The following is a 26,480-nucleotide window of genomic DNA, read 5'->3' as shown; positions in this document are numbered from 1 at the left end:
TTGAATGCGCTCGCGCCCTGGCGCCAGGTTCAACCTAGAAACGGCAGTTGACCGCTTGCACCCCTCACGAGAGCCGCATGGATATTGGCTTTGGCTGTTTCGCTGACGTTCACCTGCGGGGTGAACACGCTACGCACCCGCCAGCACCGCGCTCGCCGCGCCATGCGGCGTTGCTCCTCCTTGCGGGCAGGAGCCCGCCGCGTCGTCGCGCCTTGCCTGGCACGCCGATCACGGCACTGGCGAGCGCGTCCAACTGCCGTTGCTAGGTTCAAGGCAGCAAATCCAGCGCCTGCATGTAGGCTGGCTGCAGCATCAGCTCGTCCCACGGCGTGGGCAGGGTTTGCGGCAGCAGGGCCAGGCGGCGTGCCTCGCTGTCGGGGCTGGGCTGCCAGCGGCCCTGGGCCTGCGCCTGGGCCAGCCCGGCGATGAGTTCATCGACCGCGCCGCCATCGCCCAGGCTCTGGTTGCACAGCAGCACCAGGTCGCAGCCCGCCGCCAAAGCGGCCAGCGCGCCCTCGGTGTAGCTGACGAGCTGGCCGTCGAGGCGGCGCGCGCCTTCCATGCTCAGGTCGTCGCTGAAAATGGCGCCCTCGAAGCGCAGGCGGCCGCGCAGGATGTCCTGCAGCCACTTGGCCGAGAAGCCGGCCGGGCGGCGGTCCACCTTGGGGTAGATGACGTGCGCGGGCATGACGCTGGTGAGCGTGCGCGCCAGCCAGTCGTAGGGAGCGGCGTCGTCGTGCAGGATGGCAGTGAGGCTGCGCCGGTCCACCGGGATCTCGGTGTGCGAGTCGGCCTGGACGAAGCCGTGCCCCGGAAAGTGCTTGCCGCAGTGCGCCATGCCCGCCTGCAGCAGGCCGTGCGCCAGGCCCTGCGCCAGCACGCTGACCACGCGCGGGTCGCGCGCGAACGCGCGGTCGCCGATCACGCCGCTGGCGCCGTAGTCGAGGTCGAGCACGGGGGTGAAGGAGAAGTCCACACCGCAGGCGCGCAGCTCGGCGCCGAGCACGTAACCGGCCGCCGTGGCCGCGCGCAGGGCGCGCAGCGCGCCGCTGCCTTCGCGCTGCCGGGCGCCCTGGCCGTCGTCCAGCCACATGCGGCCGAAGGCCGCCATGGGCGGCAGGTGGGTGAAGCCGTCGGTCTTGAAGCGCTGCACGCGCCCGCCCTCGTGGTCGACGCAGATGAGCAGATCGTCGCGCACGGCCTTGATGTCGGCCGTGAGGGCCAGCAACTGGGCGCGGTCCTGCCAGTTGCGCGCGAACAGGATCATGCCGCCCACCAGCGGGTGCGCCAGGCGCGCGCGGTCGGCCGCCGTGAGTGTGGTGCCGGCGATGTCGATGATCAGGGGGGAGTGCTCGGTCATGTCGTTCTTGCTCTCATTGAAATAGCTGCCAGCGCTTGCCCAACAAGGGCTAGGGGCTGATTGGGCTCAAATCTTTTCGACCACGCAAAAGCTCGCGGCGTAGTCGGCCTCGTCGGTCACGGTGATGTGGCAGCGCAGGCCGCGCGCGTCAAACCATGCCTGCAGCGCGCCGTGCAGCACGATGGTGGGCTGGCCGCTTTCCAGGCTGGCGATTTCGCAGGCGCGCCAGGTCATGGGCATGCGCAGCCCCAAGCCTATGGCCTTGCTGAACGCCTCCTTGGCAGAAAAGCGCGTGGCCAGGTAGCGCACGCCGCGCTCGGGCCAGCGCGCGCCGCGCGCGCGCCAGGTGCGCAGCTCGGCGTCGCACAGCACCTTCTCGGCGAAGCGGTCGCCGTGGCGCGCCAGGCTGGCGGCGATGCGGCGGATGTCGCAGATGTCGGTGCCGATGCCGTAGATCATGGAATAGGGGTCAAATCGTGCTTCAGCCCTTGCTGGACAAGCGCTGGCAGCTATTGAATCAGGAGTCTCTCTCAAGCATGCCCTGGTCGATGCAGCGCTGGTACGCGGCCACGGTGTCGCCATAGCCCAGCTCCAGTGCATCGGCGATGAGCGCATGGCCGATGGACACTTCCAGCACGCCGGGCACGGCAGCCAGGAAGTCGGCCAAGTTGTCGCGGTTCAGGTCATGGCCGGCGTTTACGCCCAGGCCCACGTCGAGCGCGGCCTGCGCGGCGGCGCGGTAGCGCTCCAGCTGCGCGGCCTGCTGCGGCGTGCCCCAGGCGGCGGCGTAGGGCTCGGTGTAGAGCTCGATGCGGTCGGCGCCCACGCTGCGCGCGGCGGCCATCTGCGCCGGTTCGGCGTCCATGAACAGGCTGACGCGCACGCCGAGCTGGCGGCATTCGGCGATCAGCGGCTTGAGCCGCTCGGCATCCTGCGGAAAGCGCCAGCCATGGTCGCTGGTGAACTGGTCCTCGGCGTCGGGCACGAAGGTGGCCTGGTGCGGGCGCACCTGGCGGATGAAGGCCATCAGGTTCTGCGTGGGGTTGCCCTCGATGTTGAACTCGGCCTGCGGCCAGTCCTTGAGCAGCGCCGCGATCTGGGCCACGTCCTGCGCGCGGATGTGGCGCTCGTCCGGGCGCGGGTGCACGGTGATGCCCTGCGCGCCGGCCTCCAGGCACAGCTGCGCGGCGCGCGTGACGCTGGGAATGCCCAGGTGGCGCGTGTTGCGCACCAGGGCGACTTTGTTGACGTTGACCGACAGGGCGGTGCGCGGGTGGGAGGTGGTCATAGCGATTGCAGGTCCATCATGAGCTGGCGCGTGCGCAGCACGGGGCTGCCGCAATGGTATTGGAGCAGCTGGCGCAGCAGAGGTTTCAGCTCCGCCGCCACGCCGGCGCAGGCGCGCAGCACCGCAGGATAGCCCGCGGGCGCCTCCAGCGCCTGCTGCAGCGCGCACCACGCATCGCCCGCAAGCGTGGCGCGGTCGCCGGCCTGGGCCGGGCGCAGGCCGCCTTCGGGCACCAGCGCGTAGCGCGCCTGGGGCCGCAGCGCGGCCAGGGTGGCCGAGTCGGCGTCGAGCGCGGGCAGCAGGCCCAGCGCGCGCAGCAGCAGCAGCTCGAAGGCGCGCAGCACGGGCTCCAGCGCATCGCCGTGCGCGCCGGCCAGCACGCGCACCACGCCCGCGTACAGGTCGAACAGCTCGGCGTGCGGGTCGTCGCGCGCCAGCAGGCGCAGCAGCAGCTCGTTGAGGTACAGGCCCGCGAGCAGCGCGTCGCCCGTGGGCATGACGTGGCCGCCAGCCCACTCCGCCCCCTTGAGCGGGTGGATTTCGTCACGCACCTCCTGCGACACGGTGTAGCCCAGGCGCAGCGGCTGCAGCGGCAGCAGCACGGGGCGGAAGTTGGAGGTGGGCTTTTTCGCGCCCTTGGCCACCAGCGCCACGCGGCCGTGGTGGCGGGTGAACACTTCGAGGATCAGGCTCGACTCGCTCCAGTCGTAGCTGTGCAGCACGAAGGCGGGTTCTTCCTGGATGCGGCGCGCGCGCATGGACTGCTATTGCATCAATAGCTGCCAGCGCTTGCTGGGCAAGGGCTGGAGCCCGATTTTGGCAAGAAGATCACTCGTAGCCGAAGGCGCGCACGCGCGCCTCGTCGTCGGCCCAGCCGGAGCGCACTTTCACCCAGACCTCCAGGAACACCTTGGCGTCCATGAGCTTTTCCAGCTCCTGCCGCGCCTCGGTGCTGATGCGCTTCAAGCGCTCGCCCTTCTCGCCGATGACCATGGCCTTGTGGCCGTCGCGCTCGACCACGATGGTGGCGGCGATGCGCAGGAAGCGCTTGTGCTGCTTGCTCTTTTCCTCGTCGAACTTGTCGATGACCACAGTGGAGGTGTAGGGCAGCTCGTCGCCGGTGAAGCGGAACAGCTTCTCGCGCACGGTTTCAGAGGCCAGGAATTTCTCGCTGCGGTCGGTCAGCTCGTCCTCGGCGTACCACCAGGGCTGCTCGGGCAGGTACTTTTCGCAGATGCCGAACAAGCGCTCGATATCGCCCTTGTTCTTGGCCGACATGGGCACGAACTCGGCGAACGGGTGGCGCTCCTGCATGCCCTTCAGCCACGGCGCGATCTCGGCGCGGCGGTGCACGGTATCGAGCTTGTTGGCGATGAGCAGCGTGGGAATGCCGGGCTTGAACAGGCTCAGCACCTTGGCGTCGGCCAGCGTGAAGCTGCCGGCCTCGACGACGAAGAGGATCAGGTCGACGTCGCCAATGGCGCCCATCACCGTCTTGTTCAGCGACTTGTTCAGGGCCGTGCTGTGCTTGGTCTGGAAACCCGGCGTATCGACGAACACGAACTGCGTCGCCCCCTGGGTGCGGATGCCCGTGATGCGGTGGCGCGTGGTCTGCGCCTTGCGGCTGGTGATGGAGATCTTCTGCCCCACCAGCGCGTTCATCAGCGTGGACTTGCCCACGTTGGGCTTGCCGACGATGGCGATCAGGCCACAGCGCTGGCCTGCTGCGCCGGCCCCCGCGGGGCGCGCGGCGGCGAGCATGGATTCGAGGTCATTGGGGCCGCCAACGCTTGCATCGCCAGCGCCAGCAGCTACGTTTTCAGTAGCATCGTTCATCGGTTCTTGGCTTTCAAAGTGGCCAGCATGGCCGCGGCGGCGGCCTGTTCGCCCGCACGGCGCGAGCCGCCCGTGCCGCGTTCGGCCAAGCCCAGGAGGGGGATGGCGCACTCCACCTCGAAGGTCTGGCGGTGCGCCTCGCCCAGGGTGGCCAGCACACGGTACGCGGGCAGCTTCATTTTGCGGCCCTGCAGCCACTCCTGCAATGCGGTCTTGGCGTCCTTGGAGGCGGCCTGCATCTGCGGATTGATGGCCACGCCCTCGAACAGGCGGTGCACCAGGGCCTCGGCCTGGGCGTAGCCCGCGTCGAGGTACACGGCGCCGATCAGCGCTTCCAGCGCGTCCGCCAGGATGGAGGGGCGCTGCGTGCCGCCGGACTTGGTCTCGCCCTCGCCCAGGCGCAGCACGCCGGGCAGTTGCAGGCGCAGCGCGAGCTGGTGCAGCGTGTCCTGCTTGACGAGGTTGGCACGCACGCGCGACAGGTCGCCCTCGGGCAGCGTGCGCAGGCGCGCGTACAGCAGGCTGGAGACCGCGAGGTTCAGCACCGAATCGCCGAGGAATTCAAGGCGCTCGTTGTGGTCGGCGCTGAAGCTGCGGTGCGTGACGGCACGCTGCAGCAGCGCCGGATCGGAAAAGGCATGCTGCAGCCGCTGCTGCAGCGCGAGAAGGCTGGGCTGCACCGATCGGGTCGTTTATTTGGTTTCGTCTTTGAAGCGATAGACGAGGTAGGCCGGGCCGGCCAGGGCAATCTCGCGCGCGTACTGGTACGACACGACGATCTTGTCGCCGCGCTTGGTGACTTCGAGGTCGGCGCCCTTGATGGAGCTGATGTCGTCGATGGAAGCGGCCTTGTCGAAGATGGTGCGCACGTCCGCCACGGTCGAGCCCTCCTTGGCGGCCTTGGCAGCGGCCTTGCGGATGGCCTGATGCTCCAGGAAGACCGGGATCGACTGGCCGCCGATGGCGAACGCCGCCACGGCGAACACGCCGACGAAGACCAGGCCAATGAAAGACAGGCCGCGCTGGTGCGCGCGGCGGGCAAAGCGGTGTGCGAGCATGTTTTTCCCCTCTGGATCAGTGGAACGGGCCGATGCGCTTGAGGTTGCCGAAGTTCATCCAGACAAAGAACGCCTTGCCCACAATGTTGGCTTCGGGCACGAAGCCCCAGTAGCGCGAATCGAGCGAATTATCGCGGTTGTCGCCCATCATGAAATAGTGCCCCTCGGGGACCTTGCAGGTCACGCCCTCGACGCTGTAGCGGCAGCCCTCGCGCCCGGCGAAGTTGCTGGCGCCCTGCACGAAGGCCGGGGCATCAGGATTGACGATGATGCGGTGGCGCTGCGCGCCGAGCTGTTCGTCGAACTGCTTGAAGTAGCGCATCGCGTCCGCGTCGAAGAAGTCGGGCAGCGCCGTGGTATCGACCGGCTGGCCGTTCACCGTGAGGCGCTTGTTCAGGTAGGCGATCTCGTCGCCCGGCACGCCGACCACGCGCTTGATGTAGTCCATGCTGGGCTGCGGCGGGTAGCGGAACACCATCACGTCGCCGCGCTGCACCGGGTTGCCCTCGGTGATCTTCTTGTTGATGACGGGCAGACGGATGCCATACGTGAACTTGTTCACCAGGATCAGGTCGCCCACGAGCAGCGTGGGAATCATCGAGCCCGAGGGAATCTTGAACGGCTCGAACAGGAACGAGCGCAGCAGGAACACGGCGCAGATCACCGGGAACAGGCCGGCCGTCCAGTCCAGCCACCAGGGCTGCATGAGCAGGCGCTCGCGGGCCTCGGCCACGTCGCCATCCACCTTCTGGATGCCCATGCGGTCCAGTTCGGCGCGGCGCTGGGTGTCGGCATCGAGCAGCGCCTGCGCGGCGCGGCGGCGCTGGGGCAGGAAGTAGAAGCGCTCGGCCAGCCAGTAGGCGCCGGTGACCACGGTGGCCAGGAACAGCAGCAGCGCGAAGTTGCCCTCGATGGCGCCCATATACCAGGCGCCGATGTAGCCGACGAAGGCCGCGAGCACCGCGGCGGTGATGGTTTGCATGGCTTGCATATCGAATCAATCCTCCATGGCGCTGCGCGCCGTCCACAGCCCATGAAACTGGCGCGGCCCAGGCCAGGCAGGCGCGAAGCGGCTCAGGGGGTGTTTCACTTCAATCCTCCACTTGCAGGATGGCCAGGAAGGCCTCCTGCGGCACTTCCACCGAGCCGATCTGCTTCATGCGCTTCTTGCCCGCCTTCTGCTTTTCGAGCAGCTTGCGCTTGCGCGTGATGTCGCCGCCGTAGCACTTGGCCAGCACGTTCTTGCGCAGCGCCTTGATGGTCTCGCGCGCGATGATGTTGGCGCCGATGGCCGCCTGGATGGCCACGTCGAACATCTGGCGCGAGATGATCTCGCGCATCTTCGCCGCCACGGCGCGGCCGCGGTACTGGCTCTGGCTGCGGTGCACGATGATGGACAGCGCATCGACCTTCTCGCCGTTGAGCAGGATGTCCACCTTCACCACGTCGGACGGGCGGTACTCCTTGAACTCGTAGTCCATCGAGGCGTAGCCCCGGCTGACGGATTTGAGCTTGTCGAAGAAGTCCAGCACGATCTCGCCCAGCGGCAGCTCGTAGGTCAGCATGACCTGGCGGCCGTGGTACTGCATGTTCATCTGCACGCCGCGCTTCTGGTTGGCCAGGGTCATCACCGGGCCCACGTAGTCCTGCGGCATGTACAGGTGCACGGTGACGATGGGCTCGCGGATCTCCTGGATGCGGCCCTGCTCGGGCATCTTGGAGGGGTTCTCCACCATGATGACCTCGCCGTCGCCCTTCACCACCTCGTAGACCACGCTGGGCGCGGTGGTGATCAGGTCCTGGTCGAACTCGCGCTCCAGGCGCTCCTGCACGATCTCCATGTGCAGCAGCCCCAGGAAGCCGCAGCGAAAGCCAAAGCCCAGCGCCTGCGACACCTCGGGCTCGAAGTGCAGCGAGGCGTCGTTGAGCTGGAGCTTTTCCAGCGCGTCGCGCAGCGCGTCGTACTGGTTGGCCTCGGTCGGGTACAGGCCGGCGAACACCTGGGGCTGGATTTCCTTGAAACCGGGCAGCGCCTCGGTCGCCGGGCCGGCGTTGTTGGGCAGCTTCTTCTCCAGCGTGATGGTGTCGCCCACCTTGGCGGCCTTGAGCTCCTTGATGCCGGCGATGATGTAGCCCACCTCGCCGGCCCGCAGCTGCTCGCGCTGCACGTTGGCCGGGGTGAACACGCCGAGCTGGTTGGCCTCGTAGGCGGCGCCGGTGGCCATCATCTTGAAGCGCTCGCCCTTTTTCAGCTCGCCATCGACCACGCGCACCAGCATGACGACGCCGACGTAGCTGTCGAACCAGCTGTCGATGATCATGGCGCGCAGCGGGCCATCGGCCCGGCCCTTGGGCGGCGGCACCTTGGCCACCACAGCCTCCAGTATCTCGTCGATGCCCATGCCCGACTTGGCCGAGCAGGGAATGGCCTCGCTCGCGTCGATGCCGATCACGTCCTCGATCTCGGACTTGGCGTTCTCCGGATCGGCCTGGGGCAGATCCATCTTGTTGAGCACCGGCAGCACTTCCACGCCCAGGTCGAGCGCGGTGTAGCAGTTGGCCACCGTCTGCGCCTCGACGCCCTGCGAGGCATCGACCACCAGCAGCGCACCCTCGCAGGCCGAGAGCGAACGGCTCACCTCATACGAGAAATCCACGTGGCCGGGCGTGTCGATCAGGTTCAGGTTGTAGACCTGGCCGTCCCGGGCCTTGTACTGCAGCGCGGCGGTCTGCGCCTTGATGGTGATGCCGCGCTCCTTTTCGATGTCCATCGAGTCGAGCACCTGGGCCTCCATCTCGCGCTCGGCCAGGCCGCCGCAGCGCTGGATCAGGCGGTCCGCGAGCGTGGACTTGCCGTGGTCGATGTGCGCAATGATGGAAAAGTTACGGATGTGGTTCATCAACGGAAAACGTCAGACAGTGGAAGGCGGCAAAGGCACGCAAGAAAAAAGGGCGCGTCGAGTGGCGACGCGCCCTGAACCAACAATCAATCTATGGCAACTACTTGCGATGGTTGGAGTGCCGATTGTAGGCAAAACGGCTACCGCAGGCAGCACCGCCGCACGGCATTCTACCGGCACGGCCGCCACGCCCCCCTCTACGGGAATGGACTCTGTTTTTCCATGAAAAATGGCTCCAGCCCTTGTGCAGCAAGCGCTGGAAGCTCACTTTTTTGGTCACCCCCGCCGCCGCGCCGCGCGCAGGCCGAAGGCCGCCGCCAGGGCTGACAGCAGCAGCACGCCCCACTCGCTCAGGGTGGGAATGGCCTGCGCGCCGGTGGGTGCGGGCGCCGCCTTGAGCGCGAAGCCGCCCGGGTCCTGGATGAACTGGTTGGCTATGCCGTCAAAGTCGCCCAGGCCGCCGTCGGTCAGCGTCAGCGTGGCGCTCAGGCGGTTGGTGGCGATCTCCACGCGGCTGGCGGGCAGCTCGTACCAGTGCGGCAGGGCGCAGGCAGTGGTGCCCTGGCAATTGAAGCCGTCGGGGCTCGGGCCGTACTTCATGTACACCGCGCCCGCGGGAATGGGGGTGGTGAACTGCAGGGTCACGGTGGCGTCGCTGCCCTGGGTGCCGCTGCTGAGGTTCAGCGTGAGCAGCCCGGCCGGGAAGGTCACGCCCTGCGGCGCGGCTGCGGGCGGGGTGGGGCTGAAGCTGGCGCTGCTCACCTGCCAGTTGTTTCCGGTTTGCAGCGCCACCGTGGCGCTGGCGCTGCCCGCGTTGGCCCAGGGCGCCTGGCAACTGCTGGCGCTGCCGCCGTGCAGGCCCTGGCACTGCCAGGTGTATTGGCCGCTGGCGCTGGCCACGGCGCTGGGCGTGCCCACGCTGCACAGGCCGGTGGCGGGCACGAGTGCCGTGGGTTGCCCGGCCGCCGCACCGCAGGCGCCAGCGAGCGGCGCCAAGACCACGGGGGCCGAGGGCACGGAGCAGGCTTGCGCGCCCGTGGCCGTGCCGGTGCTGGCCACGGGGGTCACGCAGAAGGTCAGCGCCTGGCCCGCGTCGTCCGCCACGGGGGTGTACTGCAGGGCCGTGGCGCCGCCGATGGGCGTGCTGCCGCGCTTCCACACGAAGGTGCTGGCGCCCTCGGGGTCGTTGTCGGCGTCGGCGTAGGTGTAGCTGCCGGTGAGCAGTTGGCCCACGGTGGGCGTACTGGAGGAAATGGCGACATCGCTGGCCGTGGGGGCGCTGTCGGCCGGCGGCGGCAGTTCCCAGCGCAGCACGGGGTAGGCCGTCCCCTCGGCGATAGACCACTGCTGGTCGAAGTCCCAGCCGGTGTAGGTGGCTTGCGCCTGCATCTCGGCCGTGGTCTTGCCGGCACCCACGGCGCTGGCGTTCTGGCCCGAGGCGGATGTGTCCCAGAAATTGTTGGAGGCCGTGGCTGCGGCGTTGTCGTGCTTCCCCACCAGCCCGCCCGTGTGAGAAGTCCCGTTGCCACCCACTTGGCCTGCTGCATAGGTGTTGCTGATGGTGAGCCCGGCGTCAGTGCGCCCGACCAGTCCGCCCAGATGCTTGGCGCCCGTATAACCCTGGACGTTGCCAGTCGCGTAGCTGTCGTGGATGGTGCCGCCGTCGAAAGTAGCGCCCACCAGGCCGCCCAGATCCTCGATGTCGTCGTCTCCCCATACGTTCCCCAGGGCAAAGCTGCGGGCAATCTTGGCGCCGCTGTTGACCACGTACCCCACCAGCCCGCCGACCCCCTTGCTGTCAAAAGTGGCTATAACGTCACCAGCAGCAAAGCTCTGGTCGATGGAGCCGCCGATGCTGACCCCCACCAGCCCGCCGACGTCTCGGGAAGCGTTCATGGCCGAGACTTGGGCCGTGGCATAGCTGTTGTGAACCTTGCCAAGCTCCAGGATGCCCACCAGGGCACCTACCCCGTTGGTCCCCGTTCCCCCGCCCCCCACCTCGCCGCCCACAACGCCGATGTTGCGCACCGTACCGTTCTGGACCGCGCCCAGCAGGCCCAGAGCCGCTTCGCCGCTGCGGAACACCGTCAGACCATCAACGGTATGGCCCAGTCCGTCGAGGACGCCGGTGAAAGGCGCCGCCCCGCTGCCAATGGGGGCAAAACCCTTGCCCATATTCCAGCCCGCGGTGGCGCTGGCATCGATGGGCGCGCCCAGTGCGTAATGGCCACCCAGCGCGCTGTTGATGCCTTTCAACGTGCCGGCCTCCGTACCCGCTTGCGTGCCCAGGCTATTCAGCACGGTATAGCCCTGGCCGTTGATCGACAGGAAGCCCGCACCCGAGCGCCCCGGAAACTCCACCCGCCCCACGAAGCCAGTGCGCATGAGCCGTGCGCGCACGCTGCCACCGGCCTGCAAGGACAGCTCCGCGGCGGTACTGGCGGTCAGCACCGCGTCGATGCGGATGTCGCCCAGGGCCTGGAGGCCAAGCAGGCCGGCACTCCAGGCCAGGGGGGCCTGCACGGTAAGGTCGCCCGCCTCGCTGCCGCCGCCCGAGGTGACGATGCGCACCTCCTGGCCCGCGCCGAGCCGCGCCACGATCTCGCTGACGGAAACCACGGCCCCGCTGCCGCTGGGGGTCCAGATGGCGGGATCGCCCCCGCCCCCACTCCCACTCCAGGCGCCCTGGGCGCTGGTGCCGGCGGCGATGCGGACGTCGTAATCGGCCCGCGCCATGCCGCCGTACAGCAGCAGCGCCAGGGCCGGAGTGATGGGCGCCAGCAGGATGCGGGCGAAACGGTGGATGGGCATGCGCATGTCTCCCGGAAGTTGTGATGCCAAGCCATTCTGGCCAGGCGCACGCGGGGAAACATCACGAAACCTCACATTTGGAAACTTCTTTTTAATAGCTGCTTGCGCTTTACCAGTAAGGGTTTCGTGATGTTTTCACAGCGAAAAACCCATGTAGAAAGCGCAAGCAGCTCCTGAAACAGGAGCGCACACGCACGCGCCACCACCGTTACGCCACCACCGCATCGAACCACGCCAAGGCGTTGGGCTGCCCCTGCAACACCCCAGGGCCACCGTAAAGCCCCGCCAGGAAGGTGGTGCGGTGGTTGGCGCCCGCCACCAGCACGCCGTGGGCGAAGCCGGGGTTGGCGGCGATGACGGGGGTGGTCATGTCCGGGTGCGTGGCCTCGTCGGCCAGGCCGATGCAGAAGCGGATCGGGCTGTCGTAGCGCCAGCCTGCGGCGCTGTTGCGCCGGGCATGCTCCATGAACAGGCGGTTGGCCTGGGCGGTGCCGGGCGCGAAGAAGCCGGGCACCAGCAGCCCCTGCGGCCCGGGGAAGGACTGCATGCGCTCGGCGTCGTACACGTAATCGTTCCAGTACTGGCGCGCCATCTGATGGAACTCGGGGCGTATCGCATCTTCCAGCAAGCCGGGGATGCCGTAGTAGCGCTCGTAGCTGCCCAGGACAAGAACCATGCACAGCGCCACCCACCCGGGAACGTCCGGGTAGGACGAAGCACCGGCGGGCAAGGGATAGCTTGTGCGCCCGGTCCAGTAGGACCAGGCCTGTTCAAGGTCGCAAAACGGGCTGGCCACCGCCGTGGCGGCAATGGCCACGCCGCTGCCGCGCAAGGCGTGGTGCAGCCACTGGGTGTTGAGCGAGCCTTGCGACCAGCCGTGCAGGCACAGCGCGCCAGGCGCAACGCCCAGGCTGCGCAGCGCGGCCTGGCCCGCCTCCAGCATGGCCAGGCAGGTGGCGGTGGTCACGCCCTTGACCACATAGCCCTCGCTGCGGCCGTTGCGCAAAGGGCCTTTGCCCACATAGTCCGCCGCGATCACGGCGTAACCGCTGGCGGCGAAACGGTGGATGTTGAACAGGGTTTCGAGGGAGTCGGCCGCGTCGCTCAGCGTATAGCCGAGGTCGGCGAGCCGGGTCAGGTTGGAGGGCACCTGGTCGAACGACAGGATGGTGCCGTGCTGCCAGGACACCACGGGCAGGCTGCCCGTGGCCCCCGCCGGCAGGGCCAGCAAGCCGGTGGCTTCGAAGGATTCGCCGGTTTCGGGTATCCGCACCATGGTGCGCAGGCGATAAAGCGCCACGTCGCGGCGCGCGCCCTGCGTGGCAGCATCGAAGCCGGGCAGCACGCCGTCCACATTGAACAGCGCAAACGCGGCCGCAACCTCCTGGTCCAGCCTCTGTGCGCGAACGACAGTGTGGGCATCCAGCTGGAAAGTGGCCGCCGAGGTGCTGCTGCACCCGCCCGCCCCCAGAAGGGCGGCCTGGGCCAGGCCGGCCAGGAAGGTGCGCCGCGTGGCGTGCATGACAGGGGGGCGCGGCATTCAGTTGCCCCCGCCCAGGGTTCTGCGCCAGGTGTCGATGACCGGAGCGTATTGCACTTTGCCCGTTTCATCCTTGCCGGTCACGCCCAAGTCGAACACGGCACGGTATCCATCGCGGTACTGGGTGAGGTAGCGGGCCTTGTCTTTCTCGGCGATGGTGCCTTCGTTGAAAGGCTCGACCACGCCCTTGAACTGCACGCCGATGAAGTACGGAAAGCTGTTCTTCTGCATCCGGTCGGCATCGCCGAGCTGGGCATTGAACGGGGTGACGTAGTGGTACAGGGCCTGTTTGCGATCGGGCAGGTAGCTTTCGATGCCGTTGTAGAAGTCCAGGTCGCCGTAGCCGGGAATGAACTCGTAGTCCTCGGTGAAGGCCCCCAGCGCGGCGGTGAACAGGAACTTGTCCTGGTCCGCCGCCTGGTAGCTGGCGGGCAGGACGCGCTCGGTGAAGCCCGGCCCCCAGAGGCTGGAGGATTTGAGCAGGTAGTTGCGCACGGTCATGGTCTTGCCGCTGGGGGCGGTGACTTCGGCCGTCCAGTAGACGTAGCCCTGCGCGTCGCGCGCCAGGCCGGGGCTCTGGCGCAGGGCTTCGATGTGCGCGGCCAGCTTGGCATCGGTGCCGCTGTACTGTATGGGGCCCTGGCTGGCGCCATCGGTGTACAGCATGTCGGCCTTGGCGTTGCCCGCCAGGTTGAGCAGTGCGGCCCCGGTGTACTGCCCATCCCAGTTTTGCACCACCCAGCCGGGCAGCGAGCTGCGCTGGCCAGCGTCGGTCCAGCTGCGCTTGACGTAGCTGCTTTGCAGCACCTTGATGCCGGAAGACGTATCGCGCGAGCTGTAGCCCAGAGGGCCATAGATGGGATAGCTGTCGATGGCGAAGCCGTACAGCCGCGAGTGCGCGGCCACGCCGCGCGCGAATGGGTCGTTGGCGCGCGTGAGGATCTGGCGCGACATCTGGTGGTTGTGAAAAATGCCCCGGCTTGCCGGAAACCCCGCCACCGCGCCAGGCGTGGCGTGCGCGATGTCGCTGTTGACGATGGCAACCTCGGCCACGTTCGCATCGAACGACCAGGCCCCCTTGTTCTGGTAGGAGAAGGTGTCGGTGTAATTGAAGATGCTGTGCCCGTTGACGAAGATACCCACGGCACCACCGACGGCCTTCTCGTGCAGCGGCCGGGGATCGGGCTGCGGATAGGCGGACAGCTTGTACACGGTATAGAGGTTGCCCGGCTTGAAGCCGGTGAACAGCTTGGGGGTGTCGATGGTGTAGTCCGGCAGGCCGGCGAAATAGACCAGCGCGTGGTCCAGCCCGCGGCTGACCTCGATGGCCGATACATTGGCCGGAATGCGTGAAACCACGTCGTCCCAGCCCTGCGTATTGCTGCGGCCGAAACAGGGCTGTGCCTTGTCGGGGTTCATCCACAAGTGGCCCAGCACCGCCTGCCCGATGGGCGAAGCCATCAAGGCCTGGAAGCCGGCGGCCTGGTTGTAGGGCGGCGTGAGCTTGTCCTGCATGTCCTTGCCCAGCAGCCTGGCGTGTTTGCAGTAGGCGTCGTCAGCCGCGCCGTCGTGGCCGCCATGGGCATGGGCAGCCAGCGGCAACGCGCAGGCCAGCGCAAGGGCCGGCAAGCGGCGGATGAAAGGATGAACGTGCATGCGAATGTCTCCTGGCAATGGGTGCGACACGATTCTGGTCAGCCACGCACAAGGAAACCTCACGGAACATCACATTCAGGCACTTCTTCTTTGATAGCTGCTTGCGCTTTCCTGGCAAGGCTTGGAGGCAGTTTTTATGTAAATCACGGTGCCACGCTACGCCACCTGCACGCAGGGCACGGCCAGCACATAGCCCACGCCGCGCGCGGCGCGGATGGGTTCGGCGCCGGGGCTGGCGGGCGCGAGCTTGGCGCGCAGGCGGCTTACGGCCATCTCCAGCCGGTGGCCAGCGGCGGACCCGGCGGCGGCGCCCAGGGCCTGCGCGAGCTGGCCGCGCCGGGCCGGGTGCGGGGCGCAGTGCAGCAGGGCCAGCAGCAGCGCCCCTTCGGCGTGGGTGAGGGCGATGCCCGCGCCCTGCGACGGGGTGAGCACCCGGGTGCGCGCGTCGAAGCGCCACAGCGGCGGCGCAGGCGGGGCGGGCTGCAGGCGGCGCAGCAGGTTGGCGATGACCAGCAGCAGCTCGTCGGGCGGGGTGGGCTTGACGAGGTAGGCGTCGGCGCCTTCGTGCAGGCCGTTGAGCCGCTCGCGCGCCGCGCCGCGCGCGGTGAGCATGACGATGCCGATCTCGGGCCGCGTGGCGCGCAGGCGTGCGCAGATGGCCAGGCCGTCCTCGCCGGGCAGGCCCAGGTCGAGTACCACGAGGCGGCAGGGGTGGCACGCCAGGTGCGCGTCGAGCGCGGCGCCGTGCGGCAGGCCGGTGACGGCATGGCCGGCGCATTGCAGGTGGAACACGAGTTCGGCGCGCAGGGCCTCATGGTCTTCGACCAGGGCGATGGGCGCCGGCGGCACGCCGTTCATGCGGGCAGCCACAGGGCGAAGCAGGCGCCCTGCGTCCAGGCGCGGTCGATGTCCAGGCGGCCGCCGTGGCGCTCGGCGATCTGCCGCGCCAGGGCCAGGCCCATGCCCAGGCCGGGCTGGTCGCCGCCGTTGTCCAGGCGCTGGTATTTGTCGAAGATCATGTGCTGCCTGTCTTCGGGGATGCCAGGGCCGTGGTCGCGGATGTGCCACGCCACGCCGCCAGGGGCGGCGGCGATGCCGATGTGGATGGGCGTGGCGGGGTGCGCATACTTGAGCGCATTGTCCAGCAGGTTGAGCAGCGCGAAGTACAGCAGGCGCGCGTCGCCGCGCAAGGGCGGCAGGCCCGGCGCCACGCTGACGGCCACGCGCGCGGCGCCGACGGCATCGAGCGCAGCCAGCGCCTGCGTGGTGAGAGCGGGCAGATCCAGCGGGCCGGCGGGCTCCTCGGGCTCGTGCAGGCGATCCTGCGCCTCTGCCAGTTCCATGAGCGCGCGCATGCGCGCCACGGCCTGGTCGATGCGCTGGTAGCGCTCGGCGCGCTGCGCGGGCGGCGCGCCATCCATGCGGTCGAGCAGGCGCAGGCTGTGCGCGGCGGCGTCGATCACCGCCACCGGCGTGCGCACCTCATGGGCCAGCATGGACAGGAAGCGGTGCTGTTCCCCGCGCGCCTGGCGCTGGCGCTGCGCGTCCGCCTGGGCCGCGGCGGCGCGGTGCAGGGCTTCGTCGCGCGCACGCGCGGCGGCGCGCGCCTGCAGGGCGATGCTGGCGTGCAGCGTGAGCACCAGCGGCAGGCCCGACCAGCGCGCCGCCTGCAGCCACAGCGGCCACGCCAGCACCTGGGGCAGCCCGCCCAGGCTGCCCGCAACGTTGCCCATGATGGCGGGCAGCATCACCGCGAAATGCGCGGGCAGGGCCACGGCCACCAGCCGCTGCGCCAGTTCGCCGCTGCGCCACAGGCGCGCGTAGGCCGGCATGGAGAGCAGCGGCGCGGGCAGCAGCAGGGCAAACAGCAGCGTGGACAGCACACCGAATCCGCCCAGCCAGGGCGCCGCCATGACGGCCGTGCCCAACGCCACGCCGCACCACAGGTAGTAATGCCGCAGCCAGGGAAAGCGGCCCTGCCGCAGTTGCAGGAACTCGATCTGGCACAGCGAGCCGGTAACGGTCTGCGCGCCCAGCAGCGCATCGGCCAGGCGTCCGTGGGGTGCGGCGAACGGGCCAAGGAGCCCATCGAGTGCAGCCCAGCGCAGCGCGCTGCAGGCCACGAACAGCGCGAACAGACCATGCAACCGCCGGTGCGTGCCCAGCCAGCCGACGCAGTTCAGCAAGGCCGTGGTGGCCATGAGGCCCAGGTACATTCCGGCGGCCAGGGAATGCGGGTCGGCCGCCGGCGGGTGCATGGCTACGCCCGGGACATCAGCGCGCGGGGCGGATCAGCACGTACTGCGCCCATTCGCCACGGCGCACCAGCAGGTTGATGGGCTTGGCCTTGTCGGCCTTGGCCAGCACGGCGTCGAAGTCCTTGACGCTGCCGATCTCGGTATTGGCCACTGCCAGGATCACGTCGTCCTCGCGCAGGCCGGCACGCGCCGCCGCGTCGGCGGCCGCGACGATGCGCACGCCGCCCTTGAGCTTCAGCTCCTTCTTCTGCGCCGCCGTCAGGTCGGCCACCGTCAGGCCGAGCTGCTGGGCCGCAGCCGAAGGCTTGGCCTTGCCGGCCACGGCAGCCACTTTTTCATCCGGCTCGACCTCGGCGATGGTGAGGATCAGGTCTTTTTGCGCCCCTCGGCGGAATACGGTCAGCACGCTCTTGCTGCCCGGCTTGGTGTTGCCCACCAGGCGCGGAAGGTCGGCCACTTTCTCGATGGCCTTGCCGTCGAAGCGCGTGATCACGTCGCCCGGCTCGACGCCTGCCTTTTCGGCGGGCGAATCGGCCTCGACGGCGGACACCAGCGCGCCCTGCGGCTTGCCCAGGCCAATGGATTCGGCCACGTCCTTGGTCACCGGCCCGATCTGCACGCCGATGCGCCCGCGCGTGACGCGGCCCGTGGCGCGCAGCTGTTCACTGACGCGGATGGCCTCGTCCATGGGAATAGCGAACGAGATGCCCATGAAGCCGCCCGAACGCGAGTAGATCTGGCTGTTGATGCCCACGACCTCGCCGCGCATGTTGATGAGCGGCCCGCCCGAGTTGCCGGGGTTGATGGCCACGTCGGTCTGGATGAAGGGCAGGTAGTCGCCCGTGTCGCGCTGCTTGGCGCTGACGATGCCCGCGGTGACGGTGTTTTCCAGCCCGAACGGCGAGCCGATGGCCATGACCCATTCGCCCACCTTCAGGCGGCTGACGTCGCCCACCTTCACGGCGGGCAGGCCAGCGGCCTCGATCTTCACCACGGCCACGTCGGTGCGCTTGTCGGCGCCGATGATCTTGGCCTTGAACTCGCGCTTGTCGGTGAGCGTGACCACGACCTCGTCGGCACCCTCGACCACATGGGCGTTGGTCATCACGTAGCCATCGGGCGTCAGGATGAAGCCCGAGCCCACGCCACGCGGCTGCTCCTCGTCGGGCTGCGGGCGCTGGGGCCGCTGCTGGCGCGGCATGTTGGGCATGGGCAGGCCGAAGCGCTTGAAGAACTCCAGCATTTCCTCGTCCATGCCCGCCGCGCCCGCGCGGCCGGAGGTCTTTTCGAGGGTGCGGATGTTGACCACCGACGGCCCCACCTGCTCCACCAGCTCGGTGAAATCAGGCAGGCCGCGCACGGCAGCGCCTTGCGCGTGGGCGGGCGGCGCCACGACCACCAGGGCTGCGCCGCCGCCCAGCAGGAGCGCGGCGGAAAGGGTGCAGGAATGCAGCAGCTTCCAATCGAACTTGGGCATCGTCTTCCTTTCAGGATCAATTCAACAGCAAGCGGCCAGTCCGGCTGGCCGCTTGGCGGAGGGGAGCGCGTGGCGCCAAGACGGCGGGAACTCAGCGCTGCGCGGATTTCGGCGTATCGAAGGTGGCGTTGCGCAGGAAACCTGCCGGCATCTGCAGGTTCGTGGCGCCGTGGTACTGGCGGTGCGCCGCCACCAGCTCATCCAGCCGCGGGTCGCGCAGCATCACCTGTGCGCCAGGCTGCGTGCCGTCTCCATCGGCAGCGACCGCCACCATGGGTGCGGGAATGGCTGCCGGCGCAGGCGCCTGCGCCGGCACGGCGGCGGCCAGTTGCGCCCCCGGTGCGGCTTCATCGCGCAGGCCGATGGCCGCATTCCAGCCAATGGCCGACACGGCCGCCAGCGAGGCGAAACCCGCGACCATTTTCCAGCGGAACACGGAGACGTTGGCAGCCTGCGCTTTCCCGTGCCGAGCCACCTGCTGCAGCGGCGCGGGCTGGGGCTTCGGCAACGGCTCCTGCGCCATGCGCGCGCGCACGGCGGACAGCAGGTCATTATTGCGGCCATGGTGTACCAGCTCGGGAGAGCGCAGCACGTCGCCCACGAGGTGGTACATGGCCCAGGTGGCATGGCCTTCAGGAGTGGCCGCAGCGGCCATGGCCTGGGCGAATTCGTCGCCCTGCAATTGGCCGTCGGACAAGGCCGACAGTTGCTCGCGTTGTTTCAGTTCATCGTTCATGGCATACACCTCGGCGTAACGCCCTACCAGCGCTTGCCGGATTGCTTGTCCAGCAAGGGCTTGACACGTTGCGAAATGGCCTCGCGGGCCCGGAAAATCCGAGAACGCACAGTTCCAATGGGGCAGTCCATCGCGGCGGCGATTTCGTCATAGCTCAGGCCCTCGATTTCGCGCAGCGTGACCGCTTGGCGCAATTCCTCGGGCAAGGCCTCCATGGCGGCATTCACCGCCGCTGCGATTTCCTGGGCTGCCAGCACCGTCTCCGGCGTTTCGTCGCTGGTTAGTTCCACACCGAGGCTGGAAGTTTCATCGTCATCATCACTGCCGCCACGCAGCGCGCTCTCGGTGATGACCGGGTTGCGCCGCAGGTCCACCAGGGCCTTCTTGGCCGTGTTCACGGCAATGCGGTACAGCCATGTGTAGAACTGTGCCTCGCCGCGGAACTGGTGCAGCGCCCGGTAGGCGCGGATGAAGGTTTCCTGGGCGATGTCCTGCACCAGGTCGGTGTCGCGCACCATGCGCGCGATCAGGCGCTCGATGCGCCGCTGGTACTTGAGCACCAGCAACTCGAAAGCCCGCTGGTCACCCGCCACGGTGCGCTCCACCAATTGCAGATCGCTGTCAGGGCTGGCCGGCGTGGGGGGGGAAGCTGTCATGAAAAGGCTGTCGAGTCAGGAGGTATCGGTAGGGTGGGCTGGCCCGGCATCCAGTCTGGGGCGCGAATATACCGCACGGCGCAAGTCCATCCAGCATGCGCCGTGCATGGAGCGTTCAAGCCAGAGCCAGTGCACCGCACGCCCCTCGCCGCGCAGCGAGAGCAGCAAGCGGCTCTGGCCGTCCATATGCACCCGCAGTTGCCCTTCGAGCGACGGCTGACCAGGGATTTCAAGGAACCACGCAGCCCCGTCCCACACCAGGATGCCCTGCGGCAAATGGCGCACGAAGCGCAGCGCCACACCCGTACAGGCCAGCCACAGCAATGCGGCCCCCGCCCACATCGTGGCAGAGGGCGGCGCGCCTTCGCACGACCAGCCCAACAGCGCAAACCCGCCAGCCACTGCCATGGCCATCACCCCGCGCCGCAAAAAGCGGCTGGGCCCGATGTGAAAACGCAGGGCGGGAGCGTTGTACGACGGCATCCGGCGCGGCGGCTACGCGCAAGGCGCAGGGATTGTTCAGACCCGCTTGAACACCAGCGAGCCGTTGGTTCCGCCGAAGCCGAAATTGTTCTTGAGCGCCACGTCGATCCGCAGGTCACGCGCGGTGTTGGCGCAGTAGTCCAAGTCGCACTCAGGGTCCTGGTTGAACAGGTTGATCGTCGGCGGCACCTTCTGGTGGTGCAGGGCCAGCACGGTGAACACGCTCTCGATGCCGCCCGCGCCACCCAGCAAATGCCCGGTCATCGACTTGGTGGAGCTCACCACCGTCTTGTAGGCATGCTCGCCCAGCGCCGCCTTGATGGCATTCGATTCGTTCGCGTCGCCCAGCGGCGTGGACGTGCCATGCGCGTTCAGGTAGTCGATCTGGTCGGCGTTGATGCCGGCATTGCGCAGCGCGTTCAGCATGGCACGGCGCGGGCCATCCATGCTCGGTGCCGTCATGTGGCCGGCGTCGGCGCTCATGCCATAGCCTGCCAGTTCGGCATAGATCCTGGCGCCGCGCGCCTTGGCATGCTCGTATTCCTCCAGCACCACGACGCCCGCGCCCTCGCCAAGCACGAAGCCGTCGCGGTCCTTGTCCCAGGGGCGCGAAGCCGTTCTGGGATCGTCGTTGCGCGTGGACAGGGCGCGCATGGCGGCAAAGCCGCCCACGCCCAAGGGTGACACGGTGGATTCGGTGCCCCCGGCGACGACCACGTCGGCGTCGCCATATTCGATCATGCGCCCTGCCTCGCCGATGCAATGCAGGCCCGTGGTGCACGCGGTCACCACGGAGAGATTCGGCCCCTTGAAGCCGAAGCGCATGGAAACGTGTCCCGCCACCATGTTGATGATGGAGGCCGGAACGAAGAACGGCGTGATGCGGCGCGGGCCGCGCGACACCAGTTCCGTATGGGTATTCTCGATCAGGGGCAGCCCCCCGATGCCCGAGCCGACCACGCAGCCGATGCGTACGGCCTGCTCTTCCGAAAGCGACTCCCCAGTGGGCAGCCCCGCATCCTGCACCGCCTGGGCGGCTGCTGCGATGCCGAAATGGATGAACGCATCCATCGAGCGCGCATCCTTGGCGCTGATGTACGACTCCAGATCGAACCCCTTGACCTCGCCCGCGATCTTGCAGGCGAAGTTCGATGTGTCGAACTTGGTGATGAGGTCAATGCCGGACTGGCCGGCGAGGAGGTTGGCCCAGGCGCTCTCCACCGTGTTGCCCACGGGGCTGATGCAACCCAGGCCGGTCACGACAACGCGACGACGGCTCATGCGTTCAAAACCTTCTGCTGATCGCTCGGGACGGCAAAGGCCGTCTCAGGCCTTCTGGTGGGTGTTGGCGTAGTCGATGGCGTTTTGCACCGTGGTGATCTTCTCGGCGTCCTCATCGGGGATCTCGATGCCGAACTCGTCTTCCAGGGCCATCACCAGCTCCACGGTGTCGAGAGAGTCGGCGCCGAGGTCGGCCACGAAAGCCTTCTCGTTCGTCACCTGGGACTCTTCCACACCGAGTTGCTCGGCAATGATCTTTTTGACACGTGCTTCGATATCGCTCATAGGTTTCCCTCTGGGGGTTGTGAATGAATCCGCGATTCTAGCCGCATAGGGAGAAAGCCCTTAGCAGCTCGCCGCTCGGATGATTCGGCGTTAACTTTCGCTAATTACATGTACATGCCGCCATTGACATGCAACTCCTGCCCTGTCACATAGCCGGCGCCTTCCGATGCCAGGTAAGCGACGGCGTGCGCAATGTCCGACGGCTTGCCCATGTGGCCCAGCGGAATCTGGGCATTCAGGGCTTTTTGCTGTTCCTCGGACAGTTGCGCGGTCATGTCGGTGGCAATGAAGCCAGGCGCCACGCAGTTCACGGTGATGCCGCGGCTGCCCAGTTCGCGCGCCAGGGCGCGCGCCATGCCCGCCACGCCCGCCTTGGCGGCGGCGTAATTGGCCTGGCCGGGGTTGCCCGAGGCGCCAACGACGCTGGTGATGCTGATGATGCGGCCGAAGCGCTGCTTCATCATCGGCCGGATGGCGGCACGGCTGGTGCGGAACACGGCCTTGAGGTTGGTGTCGAGCACGGCGTCCCAGTCGTCGTCCTTCATGCGCATGGCGAGCGTGTCGCGCGTGATGCCTGCGTTGTTCACCAGCACATGCAGGCCGCCCTGGGCCTTGACGATCTCGTCGATCAGCGCCTCGGTGGCGGCACCGTCGTTCACGTCGAGCCTGGCGCCACGGCAGCCGGCATGGCCGGCGAGCGCCTCGGAGATGCCGGCGGCACCCGCGTCGGTGGTGGCCGTGCCGACCACCTGGTAGCCCTGCCGCGCCAGTTCCAGCGCGATGGCGGCACCAATGCCGCGCGAGGCGCCGGTGACCAGCGCGACCTTGGAAACAGAATTCGTCATGCGAGCAACTCCTTGGCTTCGGCCAATGTGGCCGGATCGTACAGCGCAGCACCGACCAGGCCGGCGTCGATGCGCTTGGTCAGGCCCGCCAGCACCTTGCCAGGGCCGCATTCGATGAGGTGGGTGACGCCGCGCGCCTGCAGCGCCTGCACGCACTCGACCCAGCGCACCGGGCCGAAGGCCTGGCGGTACAACGCGTCGCGGATGGCCTCAGGTTCCTGCGCCACGGCCACGTCCACGTTGTTCACGACCGGAATCTGCGGCGCGCCCAGCGCCACCTCGGCCAGCGCCGCGCGCAGTTTTTCGGCAGCGGGCTTCATCAGGCTCGAATGGAACGGCGCCGACACCGGCAGCGGCAGCGCGCGCTTGGCGCCTGCGGCCTTGAGCACTTCGCAGGCCTTTTCGACACCGGCCTTGGTGCCTGCGATCACGGTCTGGATGGGGTCGTTGAAGTTCACGGCCTCGACCACTTCCGCAGTGCCCGCACCGAACGACGCCGTCGCCTCAGCGCAGCCGGCAATGACCTTGGACGACTCCAGCCCGAGGATCGCGGCCATGGCGCCCGCGCCCACGGGCACGGCCTCCTGCATGGCGGCGGCACGCAGGCGCACCAGCGGCGCAGCCTGGGCCAGCGTCAGCACGCCCGAGGCCACCAGCGCGGAATACTCGCCCAGCGAATGCCCGGCCACCGCCACGGGCAGCGCGCCACCCTCGGCGCGCCACACGCGCCATGCGGCCACGCCCGCCACCAGCATCACCGGCTGGGTGTTGGTGGTCAGTGCCAGCGCTTCCTTGGGGCCGTCATGGATCAGGCGGCCCACGTCTTCGCCCAGGGCCTCGGACGCCTCGCGCAGCGTCTCGGCCACCACGGGATGGTCGCCCCATGCATCGAGCATGCCCACGGACTGCGAGCCCTGCCCCGGAAACACGAATGCAAAGGATTTAGCCATTGTCTCTTCTTGGAATATGAAAGAAATCAGGGTCTAGCGCTTACCAAGCAAGCGCCAGAAGCTACATTTTCAGGAGCACCGCTCCCCAGGTGAAGCCACCGCCCACGCCTTCGAGCATCACATGCTGGCCCGGGCGCACCTGCCCGCTGCGCACCGCCTGGTCGAGCGCCAGCGGAATCGAGGCCGCCGAGGTATTGCCATGCTGGTCCACGGTGACCACCAGCTTCTCCAGCGGCAGCTTCAGCTTCTTCGCCGTGCTCTGCATGATGCGGATGTTGGCCTGGTGCGGAATCAGCCAGTCGATGTCACCGTCCTGCAGGCCGGCCTTGTCCAGCGCCGCGCGCGCGGCCTTTTCCAGCACGCCCACGGCGAGCTTGAACACCGCCTGGCCGTCCATCTTGAGCAGCGGATCGCCCACCACCTTGCCACCTGACACGGTGCCAGGCACGCACAGGATGTCGACGTACTTGCCATCGGCGTGCAAGTCGCTGGCCAGGATGCCCGGTTCGTCGGACGCCTCCAGCACCACGGCCCCGGCACCGTCGCCGAACAGCACGCAGGTAGTGCGGTCGTTGAAATCGAGAATGCGGCTGAACACTTCGGCGCCGACCACCAGGGCGCGGCGCGCCGTGCCCGCGCGGATCATGGCGTCGGCCACCGTCAGCGCATACACGAAGCCACTGCAGACGGCCTGCAGGTCGAAGGCCGGGCAGCCATTGGCCCCCAATTTGTTCTGCAGAATGCACGCCGCCGAGGGGAACACCATGTCCGGCGTGGACGTGGCGAAGATGATCAGGTCCAGATCCCGCGCCTGGCAGCCCGCGGCCTCCAGGGCGTGGCGCGAGGCTTCCAGCGCCAGGTCGCTGCTGGTCACCTGGGGCTCGGCGAAATGGCGCGCGCGAATGCCCGTACGCTCGACGATCCAGGCATCAGAAGTCTCGATGCCGCGCTGCGCCAAATCGTTTGCGAGGTCTTGGTTGGTGACGCGGCGCGGCGGCAGGTAGCTGCCAGTGCCGGTGATGCGGGAATAGCGTTTGTTCAAGGCAGGGAGGCCGCCGTTGCCAGGGCAGGCTGCGCCGTGGAGGGCGCCAGCAGGGGCGCCGCATGCGCAATCCGCGACCGGACACGGTCGAGCAGGTTGTTGCGGGCCGCATCATACGCGCGGTTCAACGCCTGCTCAAAAGCCAGCGCGTCGGCCGATCCATGGCTCTTGAACACCAGCCCGCGCAGCCCGAGCAGCGCCGCGCCGTTGTAGCGGCGGTAGTCCATGCGCTTCATCAGTGCAGATAGCACCGGATAGGCCACGATGGCGGCGATTTTCGTAAAGATGTTGCGCTTGAATTCCTGCTTGAGCGCGCCGACGATCATCGCCGCCACGCCCTCGCTGGCCTTCAGCGCCACGTTGCCGACGAAGCCGTCGCACACCACGATGTCCACCGTGCCCTTGAAGATGTCGTTGCCTTCGACGTTGCCATGGAAGTTCAGGTCGCCCGACCGGGCTGCCGAGCGCAGCAGCTCGCCCGCCTTCTTGATGACCTCGTTGCCCTTGATGACTTCCTCGCCAATATTGAGCAAGCCCACGCTGGCGGGCGAGTCCTCCTGCAGCACCGACACCAGCGCAGAGCCCATCACGGCGAACTGCAGCAGGTGCTCGGCCGAGCAATCGACGTTGGCGCCCAAATCGAGCACCGTGGTGGCGCGCCCCTTGTCGTTGGGCATCTGGGTGGCGATGGCGGGGCGGTCGATACCATCCAGCGTCTTCAGCAGGTAGCGCGCGATGGCCATCAGCGCGCCCGTGTTGCCGGCCGACAAGGCCGCGGCGGCCGCGCCATCCTTGACCTGCTGGATGGCCACGCGCATCGAGGAATCCTTCTTCCTGCGCAGCGCCACCTCGACGGGATCGTCCATGCCGACCACCTCGCTGGCCGCGACCACGGTGGCGCGTTCGTGCGCGAACGCCTGCAGGCTGTCGGGCTGCCCCACGAGCAGCAGGCGGGCGTCGGAATGGGTATCGAGAAACTGGCGGCACGCTGCAAGCGTGACGCGGGGGCCGTGGTCGCCCCCCATGCAGTCAACTGCCAAGGTGATCATGGGTGGCCTGGAAACTTGCCAATGCAGCGGTCAAAACAAAGGCCCGTGCTACGTATTTCGGTAGCCACGGGCCTTGAACGGGCAGAAAACAGGTCAGGCTTCGGACTTGTTCTTCAGCACCTGGCGGCCACGGTACACGCCGTTGGGGCTGATGTGGTGGCGCAGATGGGTTTCACCGGTGGTGGGCTCCACGGCGATGCCGGGCACCGTCAGGGCGTTGTGCGAGCGGTGCATGCCGCGCTTGGAAGGGGACTTTTTGTTTTGCTGAACAGCCATGATGGCTCCTGGGTCTCAAAGGGTTGGTAAAAAACGCGATTCAGCCCATTAAAGACACGAGGGGGATTCGCGCGAAGCCCTCGATTATAGCCGAATCGGTTCCAGCGCAGTATCAGTGCCCCGAATCCTTGCCGGTGCGCAGGGCGGCCAGCGCCGCGAAGGGGTTGGGCTTGTGCGCATTGGCTTCCTCGAAATCCTCGCTGCCCGACGCCATGGGCACCACCTCGGGGCAACGCTCGTGCATGGGCACCATGGGCAGTGCCATCAGCAGTTCGTCCTCGATCAAGGCGTGCAGGTCGAACTCGCGGCTGAGCGCCAGCACGTCTTCCTCGGATTCGTCGTCCAGGGCCTCGGCCGTGCTTTCGTCGGCCACGAAGCGGAACGAGCGGTCCACATCCAGCGGCACGTCCACCGTGCCCAGGCAGCGCTGGCAGTGCATGGGAAACGTGCCATGCGCGCGCAGGTGCAGCCAGACCTGGCTGGGGCCGCCGGTTGGCGCCACCAGTGCGCCCGAGGCCTCCCAGTCCACGCGCAGGTCCGGGTGCAGCCCCTGCGCCTCCTGGGCCAGACGCTCGTAGGCGAGCAGCGATTCATGCCCTTCCAGCCGCGCGCCCGCCTGGGCGAAGGCCTTCACGTCGAGCCGGCGGGGGGAAAACTCCTTGGTCATCGCGGCAGTGTAAGAGAATCGCGCCC

At 67.9% G+C, this 26,480-nt stretch carries 26 protein-coding genes; all 26 read right to left on the bottom strand.

The window, feature by feature from the left end; translation table 11 throughout:
* Positions 1–268: 268 nt before the first annotated feature.
* The 26 genes from nagZ to YS110_20205 all read right to left on the bottom strand — a co-directional run bounded on the left by nagZ (position 269) and on the right by YS110_20205 (position 26,454).
* Positions 269–1,360 carry a beta-N-acetylhexosaminidase gene (nagZ, locus tag YS110_20330; protein UJB66947.1) on the bottom strand — a complete coding sequence of 364 codons (1,092 nt, stop codon included), beginning with the start codon at positions 1,358–1,360 and terminating at the stop codon, positions 269–271.
* Between the two features lie 66 nt (positions 1,361–1,426).
* Positions 1,427–1,819, bottom strand: coding sequence for a holo-ACP synthase (locus YS110_20325; protein ID UJB66946.1), 393 nt, complete (start codon positions 1,817–1,819; stop codon positions 1,427–1,429).
* 58 nt (positions 1,820–1,877) lie between these two features.
* The gene (locus YS110_20320) at positions 1,878–2,648 is read right to left on the bottom strand and encodes a pyridoxine 5'-phosphate synthase (protein UJB66945.1); all 771 of its coding nucleotides are present in this window, start codon (positions 2,646–2,648) and stop codon (positions 1,878–1,880) included.
* Positions 2,645–3,406 carry a DNA repair protein RecO gene (gene recO, locus YS110_20315; protein ID UJB66944.1) on the bottom strand — a complete coding sequence of 254 codons (762 nt, stop codon included), beginning with the start codon at positions 3,404–3,406 and terminating at the stop codon, positions 2,645–2,647. Before recO ends, YS110_20320 begins: the two co-directional genes overlap by 4 nt.
* A 70-nt stretch (positions 3,407–3,476) precedes the next feature.
* Positions 3,477–4,484: a GTPase Era gene (gene era, locus YS110_20310; GenBank protein UJB66943.1), complete on the bottom strand. Its 1,008-nt coding sequence runs from the start codon at positions 4,482–4,484 to the stop codon at positions 3,477–3,479.
* A complete protein-coding gene (gene rnc, locus YS110_20305) occupies positions 4,481–5,164 on the bottom strand; it encodes a ribonuclease III (protein ID UJB66942.1) in 684 nt (227 codons plus the stop codon). The genes era and rnc overlap by 4 nt, the downstream gene beginning before the upstream one ends.
* A gap of 12 nt (positions 5,165–5,176) precedes the next feature.
* Complete coding sequence (locus tag YS110_20300) at positions 5,177–5,542, bottom strand: DUF4845 domain-containing protein (GenBank protein UJB66941.1); 366 nt, start codon at positions 5,540–5,542, stop codon at positions 5,177–5,179.
* Between the two features lie 16 nt (positions 5,543–5,558).
* Positions 5,559–6,533 (bottom strand): signal peptidase I, encoded by a 975-nt coding sequence (gene lepB / locus YS110_20295; protein ID UJB66940.1) that lies wholly within the window; start codon positions 6,531–6,533, stop codon positions 5,559–5,561.
* A 100-nt stretch (positions 6,534–6,633) separates the two neighbouring features.
* Entirely contained in the window at positions 6,634–8,442 is a 1,809-nt protein-coding gene (lepA, locus tag YS110_20290) for an elongation factor 4 (protein ID UJB66939.1), read from the bottom strand.
* Positions 8,443–8,718: 276 nt separating this feature from the next.
* Positions 8,719–11,253 carry an IPTL-CTERM sorting domain-containing protein gene (locus YS110_20285; GenBank protein UJB66938.1) on the bottom strand — a complete coding sequence of 845 codons (2,535 nt, stop codon included), beginning with the start codon at positions 11,251–11,253 and terminating at the stop codon, positions 8,719–8,721.
* Between the two features lie 208 nt (positions 11,254–11,461).
* Positions 11,462–12,646, bottom strand: coding sequence for a lysophospholipase (locus tag YS110_20280; GenBank protein UJB67535.1), 1,185 nt, complete (start codon positions 12,644–12,646; stop codon positions 11,462–11,464).
* A gap of 147 nt (positions 12,647–12,793) precedes the next feature.
* A complete protein-coding gene (locus YS110_20275) occupies positions 12,794–14,449 on the bottom strand; it encodes a YHYH protein (protein UJB66937.1) in 1,656 nt (551 codons plus the stop codon).
* Positions 14,450–14,605: 156 nt separating this feature from the next.
* Positions 14,606–15,307, bottom strand: a complete 702-nt coding sequence (locus YS110_20270; GenBank protein ID UJB66936.1) for a response regulator transcription factor — start codon at positions 15,305–15,307, stop codon at positions 14,606–14,608.
* On the bottom strand, positions 15,304–16,707 hold the full coding sequence (locus YS110_20265; protein UJB66935.1) for a histidine kinase: 1,404 nt from the start codon (positions 16,705–16,707) through the stop codon (positions 15,304–15,306). Before YS110_20265 ends, YS110_20270 begins: the two co-directional genes overlap by 4 nt.
* 16 nt (positions 16,708–16,723) lie before the next feature.
* Positions 16,724–18,184: a DegQ family serine endoprotease gene (locus tag YS110_20260; protein ID UJB66934.1), complete on the bottom strand. Its 1,461-nt coding sequence runs from the start codon at positions 18,182–18,184 to the stop codon at positions 16,724–16,726.
* Between the two features lie 91 nt (positions 18,185–18,275).
* Positions 18,276–18,920: an anti-anti-sigma factor gene (locus tag YS110_20255; GenBank protein ID UJB66933.1), complete on the bottom strand. Its 645-nt coding sequence runs from the start codon at positions 18,918–18,920 to the stop codon at positions 18,276–18,278.
* A 23-nt stretch (positions 18,921–18,943) separates the two neighbouring features.
* Positions 18,944–19,576, bottom strand: a complete 633-nt coding sequence (gene rpoE / locus YS110_20250) for an RNA polymerase sigma factor RpoE (GenBank protein UJB66932.1) — start codon at positions 19,574–19,576, stop codon at positions 18,944–18,946.
* A 15-nt stretch (positions 19,577–19,591) separates the two neighbouring features.
* A complete protein-coding gene (locus YS110_20245; protein UJB66931.1) occupies positions 19,592–19,984 on the bottom strand; it encodes a hypothetical protein in 393 nt (130 codons plus the stop codon).
* A gap of 111 nt (positions 19,985–20,095) precedes the next feature.
* Entirely contained in the window at positions 20,096–21,340 is a 1,245-nt protein-coding gene (gene fabF, locus YS110_20240; GenBank protein UJB66930.1) for a beta-ketoacyl-ACP synthase II, read from the bottom strand.
* 45 nt (positions 21,341–21,385) lie between these two features.
* Positions 21,386–21,625, bottom strand: coding sequence for an acyl carrier protein (gene acpP, locus YS110_20235; protein ID UJB66929.1), 240 nt, complete (start codon positions 21,623–21,625; stop codon positions 21,386–21,388).
* Between the two features lie 104 nt (positions 21,626–21,729).
* Positions 21,730–22,470, bottom strand: a complete 741-nt coding sequence (fabG, locus tag YS110_20230; GenBank protein UJB66928.1) for a 3-oxoacyl-ACP reductase FabG — start codon at positions 22,468–22,470, stop codon at positions 21,730–21,732.
* The gene (gene fabD / locus YS110_20225) at positions 22,467–23,420 is read right to left on the bottom strand and encodes an ACP S-malonyltransferase (protein UJB66927.1); all 954 of its coding nucleotides are present in this window, start codon (positions 23,418–23,420) and stop codon (positions 22,467–22,469) included. The genes fabG and fabD overlap by 4 nt, the downstream gene beginning before the upstream one ends.
* 61 nt (positions 23,421–23,481) lie before the next feature.
* Positions 23,482–24,462 (bottom strand): ketoacyl-ACP synthase III, encoded by a 981-nt coding sequence (locus tag YS110_20220; protein UJB66926.1) that lies wholly within the window; start codon positions 24,460–24,462, stop codon positions 23,482–23,484.
* Positions 24,459–25,511, bottom strand: a complete 1,053-nt coding sequence (gene plsX, locus YS110_20215; GenBank protein UJB66925.1) for a phosphate acyltransferase PlsX — start codon at positions 25,509–25,511, stop codon at positions 24,459–24,461. Before plsX ends, YS110_20220 begins: the two co-directional genes overlap by 4 nt.
* 93 nt (positions 25,512–25,604) lie before the next feature.
* Positions 25,605–25,787, bottom strand: a complete 183-nt coding sequence (gene rpmF, locus YS110_20210; protein ID UJB66924.1) for a 50S ribosomal protein L32 — start codon at positions 25,785–25,787, stop codon at positions 25,605–25,607.
* A 112-nt stretch (positions 25,788–25,899) separates the two neighbouring features.
* Positions 25,900–26,454: a DUF177 domain-containing protein gene (locus tag YS110_20205; protein ID UJB66923.1), complete on the bottom strand. Its 555-nt coding sequence runs from the start codon at positions 26,452–26,454 to the stop codon at positions 25,900–25,902.
* Positions 26,455–26,480 lie beyond the last annotated feature (26 nt).

The sequence above is a fragment of the Acidovorax sp. YS12 genome, from assembly GCA_021496925.1.
Lineage (GTDB): Bacteria > Pseudomonadota > Gammaproteobacteria > Burkholderiales > Burkholderiaceae_C > Paenacidovorax.
The sequence above is the reverse complement of the archived record's forward strand: the minus strand, read 5'-3'. Positions and strand labels throughout refer to the sequence as shown.